This is a genomic window from Buttiauxella ferragutiae (genome assembly GCF_022637515.1).
GTDB classification, from domain to species: Bacteria; Pseudomonadota; Gammaproteobacteria; order Enterobacterales; family Enterobacteriaceae; genus Buttiauxella; species Buttiauxella ferragutiae.
This window is the reverse complement of the sequence record NZ_CP093332.1, coordinates 3,143,029-3,157,840: the sequence shown is the minus strand read 5'-3', so window position 1 is coordinate 3,157,840 and position 14,812 is coordinate 3,143,029. Positions and strand designations below refer to the sequence as shown.

16 protein-coding genes are annotated in these 14,812 nt (G+C 52.7%); 13 read left to right on the top strand and 3 right to left on the bottom strand.

The window, feature by feature from the left end; translation table 11 throughout:
* Positions 1–2 precede the first annotated feature (2 nt).
* From MNO13_RS14530 to eutR, 10 genes are read left to right on the top strand one after another with little or no spacing between them, the layout of a single operon-like run.
* A complete protein-coding gene (locus MNO13_RS14530) occupies positions 3–1,412 on the top strand; it encodes an aldehyde dehydrogenase family protein (protein WP_064547468.1) in 1,410 nt (469 codons plus the stop codon).
* A gap of 10 nt (positions 1,413–1,422) precedes the next feature.
* A complete protein-coding gene (eutJ, locus tag MNO13_RS14525; protein ID WP_121815517.1) occupies positions 1,423–2,262 on the top strand; it encodes an ethanolamine utilization protein EutJ in 840 nt (279 codons plus the stop codon).
* Positions 2,252–3,439, top strand: a complete 1,188-nt coding sequence (locus tag MNO13_RS14520) for an iron-containing alcohol dehydrogenase (protein WP_064547464.1) — start codon at positions 2,252–2,254, stop codon at positions 3,437–3,439. The genes eutJ and MNO13_RS14520 overlap by 11 nt, the downstream gene beginning before the upstream one ends.
* Positions 3,440–3,485: 46 nt before the next feature.
* A complete protein-coding gene (gene eutH, locus MNO13_RS14515) occupies positions 3,486–4,730 on the top strand; it encodes an ethanolamine utilization protein EutH (RefSeq protein ID WP_064547462.1) in 1,245 nt (414 codons plus the stop codon).
* Positions 4,727–6,124, top strand: a complete 1,398-nt coding sequence (gene eutA / locus MNO13_RS14510) for an ethanolamine ammonia-lyase reactivating factor EutA (protein WP_121815518.1) — start codon at positions 4,727–4,729, stop codon at positions 6,122–6,124. Before eutH ends, eutA begins: the two co-directional genes overlap by 4 nt.
* 12 nt (positions 6,125–6,136) lie before the next feature.
* The gene (locus MNO13_RS14505) at positions 6,137–7,498 is read left to right on the top strand and encodes an ethanolamine ammonia-lyase subunit EutB (protein WP_064547459.1); all 1,362 of its coding nucleotides are present in this window, start codon (positions 6,137–6,139) and stop codon (positions 7,496–7,498) included.
* A 19-nt stretch (positions 7,499–7,517) separates the two neighbouring features.
* Complete coding sequence (gene eutC, locus MNO13_RS14500; protein WP_232886847.1) at positions 7,518–8,411, top strand: ethanolamine ammonia-lyase subunit EutC; 894 nt, start codon at positions 7,518–7,520, stop codon at positions 8,409–8,411.
* 13 nt (positions 8,412–8,424) lie between these two features.
* Positions 8,425–9,084, top strand: coding sequence for an ethanolamine utilization microcompartment protein EutL (gene eutL, locus MNO13_RS14495; RefSeq protein WP_064547455.1), 660 nt, complete (start codon positions 8,425–8,427; stop codon positions 9,082–9,084).
* A gap of 7 nt (positions 9,085–9,091) precedes the next feature.
* Positions 9,092–9,565, top strand: coding sequence for an ethanolamine utilization microcompartment protein EutK (gene eutK / locus MNO13_RS14490; protein WP_064547453.1), 474 nt, complete (start codon positions 9,092–9,094; stop codon positions 9,563–9,565).
* Between the two features lie 18 nt (positions 9,566–9,583).
* Entirely contained in the window at positions 9,584–10,636 is a 1,053-nt protein-coding gene (gene eutR / locus MNO13_RS14485) for an HTH-type transcriptional regulator EutR (RefSeq protein WP_064547451.1), read from the top strand.
* Positions 10,637–10,766: 130 nt separating this feature from the next.
* Here eutR and MNO13_RS14480 read toward each other — a convergent pair whose 3' ends face one another.
* From MNO13_RS14480 to MNO13_RS14470, 3 genes are all read right to left on the bottom strand, one after another.
* Positions 10,767–11,201: a hypothetical protein gene (locus MNO13_RS14480; protein WP_241938931.1), complete on the bottom strand. Its 435-nt coding sequence runs from the start codon at positions 11,199–11,201 to the stop codon at positions 10,767–10,769.
* A 263-nt stretch (positions 11,202–11,464) separates the two neighbouring features.
* The gene (nadS, locus tag MNO13_RS14475) at positions 11,465–11,761 is read right to left on the bottom strand and encodes a NadS family protein (protein WP_133523092.1); all 297 of its coding nucleotides are present in this window, start codon (positions 11,759–11,761) and stop codon (positions 11,465–11,467) included.
* Entirely contained in the window at positions 11,731–12,126 is a 396-nt protein-coding gene (locus MNO13_RS14470) for a type II toxin-antitoxin system RelE/ParE family toxin (RefSeq protein ID WP_269811556.1), read from the bottom strand. The genes nadS and MNO13_RS14470 overlap by 31 nt, the downstream gene beginning before the upstream one ends.
* A 252-nt stretch (positions 12,127–12,378) precedes the next feature.
* Between MNO13_RS14470 and nudI the strand changes: the two genes are divergently transcribed.
* From nudI to MNO13_RS14455, 3 genes are read left to right on the top strand one after another with little or no spacing between them, the layout of a single operon-like run.
* Positions 12,379–12,804 carry a nucleoside triphosphatase NudI gene (nudI, locus tag MNO13_RS14465; protein ID WP_121815520.1) on the top strand — a complete coding sequence of 142 codons (426 nt, stop codon included), beginning with the start codon at positions 12,379–12,381 and terminating at the stop codon, positions 12,802–12,804.
* Between the two features lie 35 nt (positions 12,805–12,839).
* Positions 12,840–14,153, top strand: coding sequence for a sensor histidine kinase (locus MNO13_RS14460; RefSeq protein WP_241938930.1), 1,314 nt, complete (start codon positions 12,840–12,842; stop codon positions 14,151–14,153).
* Complete coding sequence (locus MNO13_RS14455; protein ID WP_121815522.1) at positions 14,153–14,767, top strand: response regulator transcription factor; 615 nt, start codon at positions 14,153–14,155, stop codon at positions 14,765–14,767. The genes MNO13_RS14460 and MNO13_RS14455 overlap by 1 nt, the downstream gene beginning before the upstream one ends.
* The last annotated feature ends 45 nt before the right edge of the window (positions 14,768–14,812 follow it).

Below are 14,812 nucleotides of genomic sequence, written 5' to 3'. Positions count from 1 at the left end.
ACATGGACAGGCAGCAAATTGAACAGGTGGTAAAGGCGGTACTCGCAGGCATGGCGGTGAACACCACAGCAGAATCCACTGCGAAACCCTGCGGTGCGGGTGTTTTTGTCTCACTTGACGACGCGGTTCAGGCGGCTAATGTCGCCCAAAAATCTTTGACCAGCGTAGCGATGCGTCAAAAAGCCGTTGCGGCCATCCGCCTTGCGGGTGAACAACATGCACAACCGCTTGCGGAAATGGCGGTAGCGGAAACCGGAATGGGGCGTGTCGCCGATAAATGCGCCAAGAATATTGCTCAGGCGCGCGGCACACCTGGTGTTGAATGCCTGACTCCGCAAGTGCTGACGGGTGATAACGGCCTGACGCTTATCGAAAATGCGCCGTGGGGGGTTGTCGCCTCGGTGACTCCGTCAACTAACCCTGCCGCCACCATCATTAATAATGCGATCAGCATGATTTCAGCCGGCAATAGCGTGGTGTTTGCTCCACATCCGGCGGCCAAAAAAGTCTCGCAGCAAACCATTACCTGGCTTAACGAAGCGATTGTCGCGGCAGGTGGCCCGGCGAATTTACTGGTGACCGTGGTTAATCCTGATATTGAAACCGCGCAACGCTTATTCAAATTCCCTGGCATCGGTTTGCTGGTGGTTACGGGCGGCGAAGCGGTGGTAGAAGCCGCGCGCAAACACACCAATAAACGCCTGATTGCTGCCGGTGCTGGCAACCCGCCAGTGGTGGTGGACGAAACTGCCGACATTTCTCGTGCGGCAAAATCCATCGTGCAGGGCGCATCGTTTGATAACAACATCATCTGCGCAGATGAAAAAGTGCTGATTGTGGTGGCAAGCGTGGCAGATGCGCTGCTCGAAGAAATGCAGCGCCATCACGCCGTGTTACTCAGCAATGCGCAGGCAGAACAACTTCAGCCGGTGTTGCTTAAAAATGTCGATGAGCACGGGAAAGGGCAAGTCAGTCGCGACTGGGTCGGGCGTGATGCGGCGAAAATTGCCGCGGCCATCGGCCTTAACGTGGCACCGGAAACACGCTTGCTGCTGGTCGAAACCACGGCTCGCCATCCGTTTGCTGTCACCGAAATGATGATGCCAGTGCTGCCGATGATTCGCGTGGCAAACGTCAGCGAAGCCATTGCTTTGGCGGTGAAACTGGAAGGCGGTTGCCACCACACCGCGGCGATGCACTCACGCAATATCGAAAATATGAACGCGATGGCCAATGCCATCGACACCAGTATTTTCGTTAAAAATGGCCCTTGTATTGCCGGGCTGGGGCTGGGCGGTGAAGGCTGGACCTCAATGACCATCACCACGCCAACCGGCGAAGGCGTGACGTCGGCCAGAACCTTTGTGCGCCTGCGTCGCTGTGTACTGGTCGATGCTTTCCGCATCGTATAAGGAGCTTGTCATGTCACGTACCGAACAGACCTGGCTCAACGACCGTTTAAGTCATGCTGCTTTGCTGTGCAACGGGCAGCCCGATGCTGCGCAACAACCGCTGTGGTTGGGTATCGATCTGGGCACTTGCGATGTGGTGTCACTGGTTGTGGATAGTGACTGCCAGCCAGTTGCGGTCTGCCTGGACTGGGCCGATGTGGTGCGTGACGGCATCGTGTGGGATTTCTTTGGTGCGGTGCAAATCGTGCGCCGTCACCTCGATACGCTGGAACAACAGTTGGGATTTCGTTTTACCCATGCTGCGACCTCATTTCCACCAGGCACCGATCCGCGCATTTCCGTCAATGTGCTGGAATCCGCCGGGCTGGAAGTCAGCCGTGTGCTGGATGAACCGACAGCCGTCGCCGATATGCTGCAACTCGACAAAGCCGCCGTGGTGGATATTGGCGGTGGCACCACGGGCATTGCGGTGGTGGCGCAAGGGCAAGTGATTTACTCCGGCGACGAAGCGACCGGTGGGCACCACATTTCCCTGACGCTGGCCGGTAATCGGCGCATCGCGCTGGAAGAAGCGGAACAGATGAAGCGCGGCAGCGATGCGACTCTCTGGCCGGTGGTTCGCCCGGTATACGAAAAAATGGCCGATATCGTGGCGCGCCACATTGAAGGTTACGACATTGAACACCTCTGGCTGGCGGGCGGTTCCTGTATGCAGCCCGGTGTGGAAGGGTTGTTCCAACAGTCTTTTCCTGGTGTCACGGTGCGGCTACCGCCACATTCAATATTCATGACCCCACTCGCCATCGCGGTTTGTGGCATGACAGAAGTGGAGGGTGCTCATGCGCAGTGAAGAAATGCAGTCCGCGCTGTATCAGGCGCTGGACATGATGAATGCCCGCAACGTGCGCGAGTTTTCTGTTCCCCCCGCCACGTTTATGGGGCCGGGTGCGGTGGCTCGTTGTGGCGAAGCATTACGCGAGCGTGGCATTAACCGCCCTTTGTTGATGGTCGATGGCATGTTGCATGGTGCCGGAATGACCGAAGTGCTGGAGCGCAATCTCAGGCACAGCGGCATTGATTACGAAGTCTGGCCTTGCCCGCCGGGTGAACCTGTCGACCGCGACATTGGTGCCGCCGTTGAGCAAATCGCCCGTTGCCAGTGCGATGGCATTATCGCCCTCGGTGGCGGCTCCGTTCTGGATGCCGCCAAAGTGGTCGCGGTGATTGCCACCAATCCTGACTTAGCCCTCGACAATCTTGTGGCAGGCACGCGTCTGAATCGCCGCTTGCCGTTTATTGCTATCCCGACGACGTCGGGTACCGGTTCGGAAGCCACTAATGTCGCGGTGATTATTGCGGCACAAACGCACCGTAAACAGGTGCTGGTTCACGCCATGCTGATACCCGACCTGGCGATTATTGATGCCTGCCTGACGTTAGGTGTCCCGGCTCATATCACCGCCGCCACCGGAATCGACGCATTAACGCACGCGATTGAAGCCTACGTGGCAAGCAATGGCACACCGCTCACTCGAGGACTTGCTTATCGCGCCATTAGTAGCATCGGCCAGGCTTTACCGCTGGCGGTTGGGCAAGGGCATGATTTAGCCGCACGTGAAGCGATGATGCTGGCCTCTTACATGGCGGGCATGGCGTTTTCCAACGCGGGACTAGGTTTATGCCACGCCAGTGCGCATCAGATTGGCGCGGCGTATGGCATCCCCCATGGCAAAGCTAACGCCATCATGTTGCCCGCCGTGATGAAATTTAACCAACTGGTATGCAAAAGCACCTACGGAGAAATTGGCCACGCGCTGACAGGGAAATCTTGCGCGGCCAGCGAGACTATCGCCTGCGTTGAACACCTCATTAACGAACTAGGACTTGGTTGCGGATTACGTGCAGCAGGAGGCTGCGAAACTGACTTTGCCAACTTCGCTCGTGCGGCACTGAGCGACATCTGTATTACCACCAATCCACGCACTGTGACGGAAGCCCAGATTATTGAGCTGTATCAGGACGCCTGAACGGACATGACACCCGCCTGCCAGCAGGCGATGAAGGAGAAGGGATATGGGAATTAACGACATTATCATGTACATCATGATGATTTTTATGCTAATTGCCGCCGTTGACCGGGTATTCACCCAGTTTGGCGGTTCAGAAAAAATCCTCGGTTTTATTGGGCTAGGCAAACTCGGGAAAAGTATTTCCGGTTCCGGTGGCCAGTTCGAAGAAGGTTTTATGGCAATGGGTGCGCTGGGGCTGGCAATGGTCGGGATGACCGCGCTGGCACCGGTTCTGGCTTACTTGCTTGGCCCGGTGATTATCCCGGTCTATGAAATGCTCGGTGCCAACCCATCGATGTTTGCCGGAACCTTGCTGGCTTGCGATATGGGTGGTTTCTTCCTTGCTAAAGAACTTGCTGGTGGGGATGTCGCCGCCTGGATGTATTCGGGGCTTATTCTAGGCTCAATGATGGGGCCAACCATTGTGTTCTCGATTCCGGTGGCGTTGGGCATTATCGAGCCTTCCGACCGGCGTTATCTCGCATTGGGCGTACTGGCAGGGATTGTCACTATTCCTATCGGTTGTATTGCCGGTGGGCTGGTGGCGATGTATTCCGGTGTTGAAGTGAACGGGCAACCGATTGAATTCACCATGAGCTTGATTCTACTCAATATGATCCCGGTGATAATCGTCGCAGTGCTGGTGGCGCTGGGGCTGAAGTTCATCCCGGAAAAAATGATCAACGGTTTCCAGATTTTCGCCAAAATTCTGGTCGCCCTTATCACCATTGGCCTGGCGGCCGCAGTGGTGAAATTCCTTGTCGGCTGGACCATCATTCCAGGGCTTGATCCTATCTTCATGAGCGAGGGTGACAAACCTGGCGAAGTGATGCGCGCCATCGAAGTGATTGGCTCGATCTCTTGCGTGTTGCTGGGCGCTTACCCGATGGTTTTGCTGCTGACTCGTTGGTTTGAAAAACCGCTGATGAGTGTCGGCAATCTGCTGAAAATCAACAATATTGCGGCGGGTGGCATGGTGGCGACACTGGCCAACAACATCCCTATGTACGGCATGATGAAGAACATGGATGCGCGCGGCAAAGTCATCAACTGCGCGTTTGCGGTGTCGGCGGCTTTCGCACTCGGTGACCATCTGGGCTTCGCGGCAGCCAACATGGCACCGATGATCTTCCCAATGATCGTCGGCAAATTGGTGGGTGGCGTGACGGCGATTGGCGTTGCCATGATGCTGGTACCGAAAGAAGAAAATACTCCGGCTGCGGTGGAATCAGCGGAGGCGCAATCGTGAAAATCCGCGAACTCCTGAGCGTTGGCATTGATGTTGGTACCACCACTACGCAGGTGATTTTCTCCTGCCTGGCGTTGGTCAACCGGGCTGCGATTTCGCAGGTGCCACGCTATGAGTTCGTGAAACGTGAAATCACCTGGCAAAGCCCGGTGTTTTTCACCCCGGTTGATGTCGATGGGCATCTGCGCGAAGCCGAGCTGTTAACGCTTATCCTCGCGCAGTATCAGGCCGCAGGTATTGCACCTGAAGCGATTGATTCCGGCGCCATTATTATTACCGGCGAAACCGCCAAAACCCGTAATGCACGGCCTGCCGTGCTTGCGCTCGCACAACAGCTTGGCGATTTTGTCGTCGCTACCGCAGGCCCGCATCTTGAGTCGGTGATTGCCGGTTACGGTTCTGGTGCGCAGGCACTCTCACAACGCCAGCTAAATCGAGTGATGAATATCGACATCGGTGGTGGCACCGCCAACTACGTGTTGTTCGAAGGTGGCAAGGTGGTGGCGTCAGCCTGCCTGAATGTCGGCGGGCGGCTGTTTGAAACCGATACCCACGGCAATGTCACTTTTATCCATCAGCCAGGCAAGTGGATTGCTGACGAGCTATTCGGCGAAGGCCAACACTCGCTGACAACCGCACAGCTTGAAGCCGTTGCCGACCGCATGGCGCAACTGCTTTTTGAAGTGATAACCGGCGATATTTCACCGCTGGCGCAGCGTTTATTAATGACCGATACGCTGTCTGGCGGGAAAGCTGCGGACGTGATTACGCTGTCTGGCGGAGTGGGGGAATGCTATCGCCAGCCGCCAGCCAACCCCTTTGAATTCGGTGATATTGGACCGCTGCTGGCACAGGCGATTCATCGCCACAGCGGGTTTTCCACACTCCCGGTGCAAGTTCCTGAGCAAACCGTGCGTGCCACCGTCATTGGTGCCGGTGCGCATACGCTTTCGCTTTCCGGAAGCACCATCTGGCTTGATGAGCTGACCCTACCGCTGCGCAATATTCCGGTAGTTCATCCCATCGGCCACGACGACCTGGCTTTGAGCTGGCAACAGGCTTTGGCGCTGATGGATCTCAACGCGACACAAGACTGTTACGCCCTGGCGGTGCCGTCTGAATTACCAACCTGTTATGCAACCGTACAGCAAGTGATTGATGCACTGAATATTTTCAACCAGCGTTTTCCCTGTTCACAGCCGCTGATTGTGGTAGCGGAGCAGGATCTGGGCAAAGCGTTGGGAATGCTGCTTTATCCGCAAATGAAGCAGCGCAAAGTTGCGGTGATCGACGAAGTGGTCACCCGTACTGGCGATTATATCGATATTGGTTTGCCACTGTTTGACGGGGCTGTCGTTCCGGTAACCATTAAATCGCTCGCCTTTCCTTCCTGAGGGATCGACACAATGAAATTAAAAACCACGTTGTTTGGGCAAGTTTATCAGTTCAAGGATGTTAAAGAAGTGCTGGCGAAAGCCAACGAACTGCGTTCCGGTGATGTGCTGGCAGGCGTTGCCGCACAGAGTTCGCAGGAGCGTGTGGCGGCAAAACAGGTGTTGTCTGAGATGACGGTGGCGGATATCCGCATGAACCCGGTTATCGCTTACGAAGACGACTGCGTGACGCGCATTATTCAGGATGACATCAACGAAACTTCCTATGCCCGGATTAAAAACTGGAGCATTAGCGAGCTGCGTGAATACATCCTTAGCGATGAAACCAGCGTTGATGACATTGCGTTCTTGCGCAAAGGCATCAGTTCTGAAGTGGTGGCTGCGGTGGCAAAAATCTGCTCAAACGCAGATTTAGTCTATGGCGGCAAAAAAATGCCGGTCATCAAAAAAGCCAACACTACCATTGGCTTACCCGGCACGTTCAGCGCACGCCTGCAACCGAACGATACCCGCGATGATGTGCGCAGCATTGAGGCACAAATTTACGAAGGGCTGTGTTTCGGTGTGGGCGATGCTGTCATTGGGGTTAACCCGGTGACCGACGATGTTGGCAACTTAACCCGCGTGCTCGACACCATTTACAGCGTTATCGACAAGTACTCCATTCCGACGCAAGGCTGCGTACTGGCGCACGTCACCACACAAATTGAGGCGATTAAACGCGGCGCACCTGGCGGGCTTATCTTCCAGAGTATTTGTGGCAGCGAGAAGGGGCTGAAGGAATTCGGCGTAGAGCTTGCCATGCTGGACGAAGCGCGCGCGGTAGGTGCGGAGTTCAACCGTATTGCCGGAGAAAACTGCCTGTACTTCGAAACCGGGCAGGGGTCGGCACTGTCTGCCGGAGCCAACTTTGGTGCAGACCAGGTGACGATGGAAGCGCGAAATTACGGTCTGGCGCGCCATTACGATCCGTTTATCGTCAACACCGTTGTCGGCTTTATTGGGCCGGAATATCTCTATAACGACCGCCAGATTATCCGCGCCGGTCTGGAAGACCACTTTATGGGCAAGCTCAGCGGCATCTCAATGGGCTGTGACTGCTGCTACACCAACCACGCGGATGCGGACCAAAACCTCAATGAAAACCTGATGATCTTGCTGGCGACCGCCGGGTGTAACTACATCATGGGCATGCCGCTTGGCGATGACATCATGCTGAATTATCAAACTACGGCCTTCCACGATACCGCCACTGTGCGTCAGTTGTTGAACCTGCGGCCTTCGCCGGAGTTTGAGGCATGGCTGGAAACCATGGGGTTGATGGCAAATGGCCGTTTAACTTCACGGGCGGGCGACCCGTCGTTGTTCTTCTGAAATCATCAGGGAAATCATCATGGATCAAAAACAGATTGAAGAAATTGTACGCAGCATTCTGGCAAACATGGATACACCGGAAAATGCAGTACCGCCTGTGCAGGCCGCTTCCCCAACCACGCCTGCCGCAACGACTACGACTGAAGAAAGCTGTAGCGTCGATTTAGGTTCTGTTGAGGCGAAAATGTGGATTGGTGTGCAGAACCCGCATCGCGCAGATGTGCTGGAAGAATTGCGCCACAGCACGGTTGCCCGTGTGTGTACAGGGCGTGCTGGCCCGCGTCCGCGTACTCAGGCGTTGCTACGTTTCCTGGCCGACCATTCCCGTTCCAAGGATACCGTTCTCAAAGAAGTGCCAGCCGAATGGGTGCAGCAACAGGGTTTGCTGGAGCTGCAATCAGAAATCAGCGACAAAAACCTATACCTGACCCGCCCGGATTTAGGGCGCCGTCTGAGTGCGAATGCTATCGAATTGCTGCGCACCAGCTGTAAGCAAAACCCGGATGTTCAGGTGGTTATCTCCGACGGGCTTTCAACCGATGCGATAACCGCCAACTACGGCGAGATTTTACCGCCACTGCTACAGGGGCTGGAACAGTCTGGTCTGCATGTCGGCACGCCTTTCTTCGTGCGTTACGGGCGCGTGAAGATAGAAGACCAAATCGGCGAGCTGTTAGGTGCGAAAGTGGTGATTTTACTGGTCGGCGAACGACCAGGGCTTGGGCAATCTGAAAGCTTGTCTTGCTACGCCGTGTATTCACCAAAAACAGCCACCACGGTTGAAGCCGACCGTACTTGCATTTCCAACATTCACCGGGGTGGCACACCGCCAGTAGAAGCGGCTGCCGTCATTGTCGAACTTGCAAAACGTATGCTGGCGCAGAAAGCGTCGGGCATCAACCTGACTCGTTAAAGGGAGCGATATCATGCCAGCTTTAGATTTGATTAAACCGAATGTGAAAGCGATGCGGGTTATCGCCAACGTGAGCGAAGGATTTGCCCGCCAGTTGAAATTGCCTTCCCATATTCGTAGCCTGGGTTTGATTACTGCCGATTCCGATGATGTAACCTATATCGCAGCCGACGAAGCGACTAAACAGGCACAGGTTGAAGTGGTATTTGGCCGTTCATTGTACGCAGGTGCCGCACATGGTCCATCGCCAACAGCTGGGGAAGTGCTGATTATGCTGGGTGGGCCGAATCCGGCGGAAGTGCGCGCCGGGCTGGATTCCATGCTTGCCACTATCGAACAAGGACCAGCATTCCAGTGGGCCAACGATGCAGAGGATACCGCGTTTTTGGCACATTTAATTTCCCGTACAGGGTCGTATCTTTCGACTACCGCCGGAATTTTGCTGGGTGACCCAATGGCTTATCTGGTTGCGCCGCCGCTGGAAGCCACCTTTGGCATTGATGCTGCGCTGAAATCTGCTGATGTGAGCATTGTTACCTACGTGCCGCCGCCATCGGAAACCAACTACTCCGCGGCGTTTATGACTGGTAGCCAGGCTGCATGTAAAGCCGCCTGTAATGCCTTTAGCGAAGCGGTGCTTGAGATAGCACGTAACCCAATCCAGCGCGCGTAGGGGGCCAATAATGAACTCTCTCGGCTTACTGGAAGTTTACGGTTTGGTGGCGGGTATCGACGCTGCAGATGCGATGCTAAAAGCGGCAAACGTGCGTTTACTCAGCCACGAAGTGCTCAACCCTGGCATGGTGACGCTGGTTGTCGAAGGTGACCTCGCGGCCTGTCGCGCTGCGCTGGATGCGGGGTCTGCTGCTGCCAGCCGCACCGGGCGAGTTATTAGCCGTAAGGAACTGGGCCGCCCGGATGAAGACATCGAGCGGCTGGTTTGTGGGTTTGGGCGTAAACCTGCGGTTAAAAAACCGCAGTATACCCAGCCACTGCTTGATGCCCTGGAAACTCAGGCGCATGGCATGACCGTCGGTGAAGTTGCGGCACATTTTAACTGGCCGCTTGAAGAAGCTAAAGCACAGCTCGATGCGCTATTCCGTGACGGGAAATTGCGCAAACGTAGCAGCCGCTATCGTCTGAAGCCGGATTAGCGACGCAAGGAATCGCGTATGAGTAGCAAAATAAATGCTGACTTACACCATTTGCGTAAAACTGAGTACGCGCTGGACGAAAAAGTGATGCCTCTGATTGAAGAAGAGAGCGTACAACAGCGCGTCACTAAAGATGTGTATGAACATGCCTGCACCATAACGGCATGGCAGCAACTCTATGATCAGCTCCAGCCAGGGCATTTTCAGGGGGAGCTGACGGAGATGCTGCTGGATGATATTCAGATGTTTCGTGAATACACCAGTCTGGCGCTTCGTCAGTCGTGCATGGTATGGCCAAATGCTTTTTGGTTTGGCATACCTGCTACTCATGGTGAAAAGGGGTTTATCGGTTCCCAACTGCTGGGGAAGGAAGAGATCGCGGTCCGCCCTGGCGGGGCTGAATTTGAGCTGAGCACGCCAGACGAATACACCATTCTTGGGGTCGTCATCGCCAACGATGTGTTATTTCGTAACGCCGGGCTGTTTCATGAACCGGAAACACTGTTTAAGCTTTTGCTGAATAACTCTGCGCTGGATGTTTGCCAGCAGAAGAAAGAGACACTGTGGTGTTTTATCCATCATGCCCTGGCTCACGGCAGTATCGACCCGCAATCTATGCGTAATGAGAATGTGCGTAAAGTGCTCACCCATAATCTGTTATCCGGGGTGAGTGAACTGCTGGAAAGTGCTCAGCCTGTCTCTTCTGAGGTAATCTCACGCAAAATCAGTTACCAAAAGTTGGTGTCGCAAGCGCGTGACTGCGTGCTAAGCCGCACGTCGGAACCATTAACGGTGCTCGACCTTTGTAATGAACTGCACGTTAGCCGCCGTACTTTGCAAAATGGCTTCCAGGCGGTGCTGGGTATCGGCCCGAATGCGTGGTTAAAAACCCTGCGCCTGAATGCCGTCCGCCGCGAATTGATAAGCCCATGGTCGACCTGGAGCACAGTGAAAGATGCCGCTATGCAATGGGGTTTCTGGCATCTGGGGCAGTTTGCGACGGACTATCAACGCTTGTTTCTTGAGAAACCTTCTGAGACGCTGCATTTACGGCAACGGGATTTACAGTAAAGGGGGATTTTCAGCGCTGCTACTTTAAAACGAAAAAGAGCACAAAGAAAATGTCGGGTGACGCTGCGCTTACCCGACCTGGGAAATGCCGTTGTAGGGTGGATAAGCGCTAGCGTCATCCACCAGTTTTTCAGGCTACATTTACAGTACGCAAAAAGCGCGGCGTTTTTAAATCATCTACCAGCGCATTAACCAGCCGCATCAATAAACCATTCAGTTGCTGTGTTGCTTTCAATGGCAGCGAGCGGCATAACATCGCTCGCGCAACAGCCTGGCAGTAATCACAAAGATCGTCGCTATCCGCAAGCCATTTCGCATCGGGGAATTCAGACGGATCGTCAACCGATAATTGTTCAATACGTGCAGCCGATAATGGTTTATCCAGATTCTCTTTTATCGCTTCAATATGTGCATATACGTAATTGCACAGCGCTACGCATTCGGCTGGGTTTTCGCTATCGATTAATATATCGGTGAGTAATTCACAGCGTTCGGCAAGATCGATGATATCGAGGTTTTTGGTGTTAATTGAAATAGGTGTTAAGTAGTGAAGATAAGCAACCATTTCGGCGTCCTTTCTAACGAATGAATGATTAAAAGTGATTTTCCGTCAGTGTGCAGGACGCCAGGCCTGGCACCTGATTTCGCAGGTGCGTGGGTATATTATTGCTTTAAAAACGCATCCGAAAGCGTGTGATTCAGATACTGGAAAGCCACTCGCAAACAATTTTTTTGATTTGCATAGAGTGAAAAATTACGCTTTTAAATAAATGGATGTATTTCTCATCATAAATATGATGAATAACTCAAGCCATTAAAAGATTGTAGCTACAGTGCCAGCAGCACATTAATCAGCGCCGGATTGTGTTCGAGCATCAACAATATTTTTAGCGATGACCCTGATGGGATGCGGCGTTTTTGCTCCCAGCTCTGTACCAGCGAAGGGCTAACGCCTACAGCACGGGCAAATTCTTCTTGTTTTAATCCGGCAGTTTCACGGATTTCTTTTACCGCTGGCATCGGGTGGCGGTGAATCCTCTCAGGAGGCGGTTGCACTTCTCCATTATGAATGGCAACCATCTCTTCCATGCTTTTTACCAAATCGTCAAAAAGTTCTTTATCCATATCAAGGCCTTTACCGTTGAGCTGAGGGGTATTTGTTTTTGAATAATCAGTTTTTCAGTTAATTTTTTAAATGTATTTTTTTCTGCGTCAGTCAGATCGTCTTTTGCATTTTTAGCGTAAACCGTTAGCAAAAAAATTCTGTTATCAGGTTCGACGACATAATAAATAACCCTGACCCCGCCTTGTTTTCCCATACCAGGGCGATTCCATCTTATCTTTTGGCAGCCACCGGTTTTGCGTATCGTATCGCCATCTGAATGATATTTGATCAGGAATACCTGAAGTTCCATGAAGCTGTCATCATCTAGCAACGTAGCTCTCTGCCTGCTGAAGATTACTGTCTCGATGAATTCAAAATAATCCATATCGTACTCATTTCCTTGTGATGATCCTATGCGTACACAGTACGATTGACAAGTCCTTTCTCGTACTTTGTACGTTTCTGTTGGAGTCGTAATATATTTTCTCAGTCACGAGAAAATGCGACTGTATTACCAGAAAACGGGGAGCGACAGCCACTGCCAAAAATTGTGGAAAGTGCCTCGCAAAATATTTTTCTAAGCAAATTGAGTAATCTGTTAAGGTCATACGGCGGCCATAAAACATAAGGAAATCCAATGCGTCAGAGAGTTATCGTTTGCCCGATTATTGAAAATAATGGCGAAGTGCTGCTGTGTAAGATGGCGGACGATCGCGGTGTTTTTCCCGGCCAATGGGCGCTATCTGGCGGAGGAATGGAGCCTGGGGAGAAAATGGAAGAGGCGTTATTGCGCGAAATCCAGGAAGAGCTGGGGGCTGAGTTACAGATAACCCGCATCAAACCCTGGACCTTTGCGGATGATATTCGGGTAAAAACCTATGCTGATGGTAGCAAAGAAGAAATCTACATGATTTATCTGTTGTTCGATTGCATCAGCGCCAATCGCCAGGTCACTTTTAATGAAGAGTTTCAGGAAATCGCCTGGGTCAAACCGTCAGACCTGAACAACTATGATTTAAACGAAGCGACCAGAATCACCTTTACCAGGAAAGGATGGCTTTGACCGCTGTTTAACACTTCGCCGAATTAAGGAACGCGATGCGTAAACTACTCATCTGGCTGATTCTCACGGTGCTCTCTGGCGGCGGCGTGGTTATCTATGCGTTACATCAGCAGTATGAGGAACAAAGCGCCGAGTTTCGTATTTTGTACCGTGATATCACGGTTAAGCTTGCGCAAAATGATGTGATCCTCGCGCTGCTTTCGAACAGCAGCGACCCGAAAGTCGTGCAGCAAAAATTCCCCTATATTCTGCGCTGGCAAACCAAACCCCATGAGCCACCACGCCCGGATATTAACCCTGCGCGTGCAGGCACTTACTGGATAAACTCGCCGCAGGGATCTTTGCTGATTGATTTGCCAACGTTGCTGGCCGATTTTGTTCGCACCCAGAAATTCCACCATTTCAGCCTTAACTGGAAAGATACGCCGCTTCTCACGCAGGGGGCGGAAGGCAAGAATGACTGGTGGAGTTGGGAAAAGCACATCGCCAGCCCTTCACAGCCGTTGAATTTGCTGGTGACGAGTAATCCGGACTGGCGAAGTTTGCCCTGGTTGGGTTTACTGCTGGTGGGTGTTTTTTGGGCGGTCGTTATCTACTTTTATAATCAGTATCAGATGACTAAACGACAGCGCAATATTGCCAATTTACGCGCTCATTTTTCAGAGTTGGCGCGTTTGAATGCGATGGGAGAAATCGCCGCAGGCATGGTGCACGAACTGAATCAGCCACTCACGGCAATTTTAAGTTATTCGCAGACGGCACAGCGTTTAATTAAGCAGCAACAGGCGGAAAAAGCCCAGCCACTGCTGGATGCGTCGGTTATGCAAACCAAACGCATCAGCGCTCTGCTACTGGCATTCAGAGAAAAATTGCACAGTGACGAACAGGCACTGCAACCGGTCAATTTGCGCCAGGTTTGGGAACGAGTGGTCATGCTGCTGGGCAACGAAATCGAGCGTGGCAAAGTCAGTGTCATTAACCAGATTCCTGAGTCTCTGCCTCCACTCATCGCCTCGCCATTGGGTATTGAGCAAATCTTCCATAATCTGCTCAATAACGCGATTCAGGCGCAGCAGCAAACGGACAAAGCCTGGGTCACAATCAATGCATCCCAGACGGCTGACAGCATTATTCTGACGGTCAAGGATGGCGGGCAGGGTTTATCCGAACAGGCCTTAGAGCAAGTATTTATGCCTTTCTTCACGACTCGAAAAGAAGGGCTGGGGTTAGGAATGGCGTTGACCGAAACGCTGGTACAACGGCTTAACGGCAGCATTCAGGCAGAAAATAGCCCCAATGGCGGAGCGTGTTTTACCCTGATATTTCCCTTTGCTCAACAGGAGGCATGATGGCGCAATGTATCTACCTAATTGATGACGATGAAGCGATACGCTTTTCGCTAAGCGCACTTCTGGCGACCATGGGATGGGAAACGAAGGTTTTTGAAAGCGTGCAGTGTTTTATGGAAGCAGAGCCTGATGTGCAAAACCTGAACGGTTGTTTACTGCTGGATATTCGCATGCCAGGAAAGTCAGGCATTACGTTGCTTGAGAACTGGCAGCAAATGGGGAGCACTTTGCCAATCATTATGATGACGGGTCACGGCAGTATCGATCTTTGCCGTCGTGCATTTAAAAATGGCGCGTTTGAGTTTCTTACCAAGCCAGTTGATGCAGATTTGCTGATTGAAACAGTGGGGGCGGCACTCGAACAACAGAAACTCAGCCAGCAACAGCGTGAAAATCAGGCCGATTTACAGGCGAAACTGGCGACTCTTTCTGCCCGCGAGCATGAAGTGATGGCGCTTATCATGCAGGGGAAATCGAACAAAGAGATGGCTCGCGATCTTTCGTTGTCACCGCGAACCGTGGAAGCGCACCGCGCGAGTTTGTTTGCCCGGCTAGAAATAAACTCGCTGGCGAAGCTGATTAAAATCTACGGTGGTTTAAAAGGAACTACGTAAAATTACCTGGTTTACCAGGTATTCGCCCGAATGGTTTCGCATCGC